This is a genomic window from Acidobacteriota bacterium, assembly GCA_003696075.1.
Taxonomy (GTDB): Bacteria; Acidobacteriota; Polarisedimenticolia; order J045; family J045; genus J045.
The window spans coordinates 1-2,663 of sequence record RFHH01000176.1 but is presented as its reverse complement, the minus strand read 5'-3'; the positions used below and the strand labels follow the sequence as shown (position 1 = coordinate 2,663).

Annotated in this window: 1 protein-coding gene; it reads left to right on the top strand. The window is 71.8% G+C overall.

Annotation, left to right across the window (positions count from 1 at the left end):
• Positions 1-295 precede the first annotated feature (295 nt).
• On the top strand, positions 296-2,663 hold a 2,368-nt coding region (locus D6718_11675), incomplete at its 3' end, for a hypothetical protein (protein ID RMG43660.1).

The following is a 2,663-nucleotide window of genomic DNA, read 5'->3' as shown; positions in this document are numbered from 1 at the left end:
CGGTGCGCGCGGTGCGCGCGTGACGCCGGGGGCCGAGGGCCTGTTCTACACGGTCATTTCGGTGAACAACGACGGGACCGAGGAGCAGAGCGAGCCGGTGCAGCTCCAGCTCCCGAGCGTGCCGAACGACCGCCCGCTGCGGATGCGCCCGCGCCGCTGACGGCGGAAGGTCGGTTGCCATACCACCGGGCCGCGCGGAAGCGCGGCCCGGTTTTTCTTCGGCCGGTGGCGGGGCGGCCGGGCATGACGGCAGAATCGGTCGCTCGCGGCCGGCGGCCGCCAGGAGAGAGGCTCAGTGGCGACGCGCGCGGAGGCCCGCCTGCTCGGGGTGGTGGCGGCCTGCTTCCTGCTGTCGGGGGCGGGGAGCCTCGTTCTCGAGACGGTCTGGCAGCGTGAACTCCGGCTGCTCTTCGGCTCGTCCACCCTCGCCGTCAGCACGATCCTCGTGACCTACATGCTCGGGCTCGGGCTCGGGAGCCTGCTCGGAGGCCGGCTTTCGTCGCGGATGGCCAACGGCGTGCGGGTCTACGGGTGGCTCGAGCTGGGGGTCGCCCTGTACGCGCTGGCCGTCCCGCTGATGATCCGCGGTGTCGGTCACGCCGCGGGCGGGGCGTTGGCGAGCTTTTCGTTCTGGCCGGTGACGCTCGCGCGGTTTTTCGGCTCGCTCGCCCTGATGCTCGTCCCGACGCTGGCGATGGGGGCGACGCTGCCGGTGCTCGTCGAGACCTGTACCTCGTGGCGCCCCGCCTTCGGCCGGCACGTCGGGCTTCTCTACGGGATCAACACCGCCGGGGCCGTGCTGGGCGTCCTGACAGCGACGTTCGTCCTCTTCCCGAGGCTGGGGCTCGCCTGGTCGAACCGGGCGGGCGCCGCCCTCGACGCCGTCGCCGGGATGACCGCGCTGGCGCTGCTCGGCGGCGTTTCGGGAACGCGGTCCCGGCAGGCGCGCGCGGAGGGCGATGCGGGCGTTCCGCCGGGCGGAAACCGGGGATGGTTCTGGGTCGGCGTGGTCTCCTACGGGCTCGTCGGGTTCACGGCGCTCGTGTACGAGGTCGCGTGGACGAGGGTCCTGTCGATGACCGCCGGCTCGTCGATCTACGCGTTCGCTGCCATGCTGACCGCTTTCCTGGCGGGAATCGCCCTCGGAAGCCTGGCGGTGCGCCGCTGGGCGGACCGGCTGTCCGACCCGTGGCCCGTGTACGGTGTGGCGCTGATCGGCCTCGGGGTGACGGCCGGCGCGACGGAGTTCCTCTTCCCGATGCTGCCCGACGCCTATGTGGCGGTGCTCGAGCGGGCGGGCCTGGCCGGCCGGTCGATGGTCGTCGCCGGGTTCGTCCTGTCGGCCGCGGTGATGCTGCCGGCGACGCTCGTGCTGGGGGCGCTGTTCCCGCTCGCCTGCAGGGTGGTCGCCCGCTCGGGGGCAGGCCGGACGGTGGCGGCAGCCTACTTCTCCAACACGCTGGGATCGGCATCCGGCGCCTTCGCCGCCGGGTTCCTTCTCGTGCCGTGGCTCGGCCTGCGCAACACGGTCGCCGCCGCCGCAGCGGCGAACCTCCTCTGCGGCGCTTCGATCCTCGCCGCGCGGCGAACACCGGCGCGAGCGCTCCGGCCGCTGGCGGCGGCCGGGGCGGCGGCGGCGCTCGCTCTGTGGGTCGTCCCGGCGGGCGACGCGGCCGCTGAGCTGACGCGGGGCGTGTACTACGTCCCCGAAAACGAAATCGACTTCGGGATCGAGCGGGAGAAGCTCGAAGGGGTTCCCGGCGACCGGATCCTCTTCTACCGTGACGGCCTCGCGGCGACCGTGTCGGTGCACGACACCGGGGGTGGTCTGAACCTGCGCGTCAACGGCAAGCCGGACGCATCGATCTGGGACATGTCGACGCAGGTCCTCATCGGCCAGATTCCGATGGTGTTCGGCCGGCGGCCGGAGGACGTTCTCGTGATCGGTTACGGCTCCGGGATCAGTGCGGGGGCGGCGGCGCTCCACCGGCCGCGGCGCCTGGACATCGTCGAGATCGAGGGGGCCGTCCTGGAGGCGGCGCGCCTGTTCGACGCTCACAACCATCGGCCGCTCGACCGCCCGTTCACGCGGGTGATCGTCGAGGACGGCCGGAACTACGTCGCTCACACGAAAAGGCGCTACGACGCGATCATCTCCGAGCCGTCGAACCCGTGGATGAGCGGCGCGTCGAACCTGTTCACGCGGGAGTTCTTCCGCGAAGCGCGGCGCGCCCTCCGGCCGGGAGGAAAGCTCCTGCAGTGGATCCACTTCTACGGCATGGACGAGCCGACCGTGCTGTCGGTGTTCAGGGCGATCACCGACGAGTTCCCGCACGTCTACGGTTTCCTCTACACCGCCGAGGACACCGACTTCCTCATGCTGGCGACCGATCGGCCGCTGGGCCCGGACGACCTTCCGCGCTGGGAGAGGCTCGATCCGGAAGTCCGGGCCGACTTCGACCGCATCGGGATCGGCTCGACCGAAGAGCTGTGGAGCCTGCTCCGGGCCGACGACCGGAGAATGGCCGAACTCGCGGCGAGGGCCTCCGCGGAGAACACCGACGACAGCATGTACGTCGAGCTCCGTGCGCCCTGGAGCATCTACGCACCCGAGGACGCGCGCTGGCGGCGGATGCTCGGCCGAACGGCGTCGATCGCCGGGG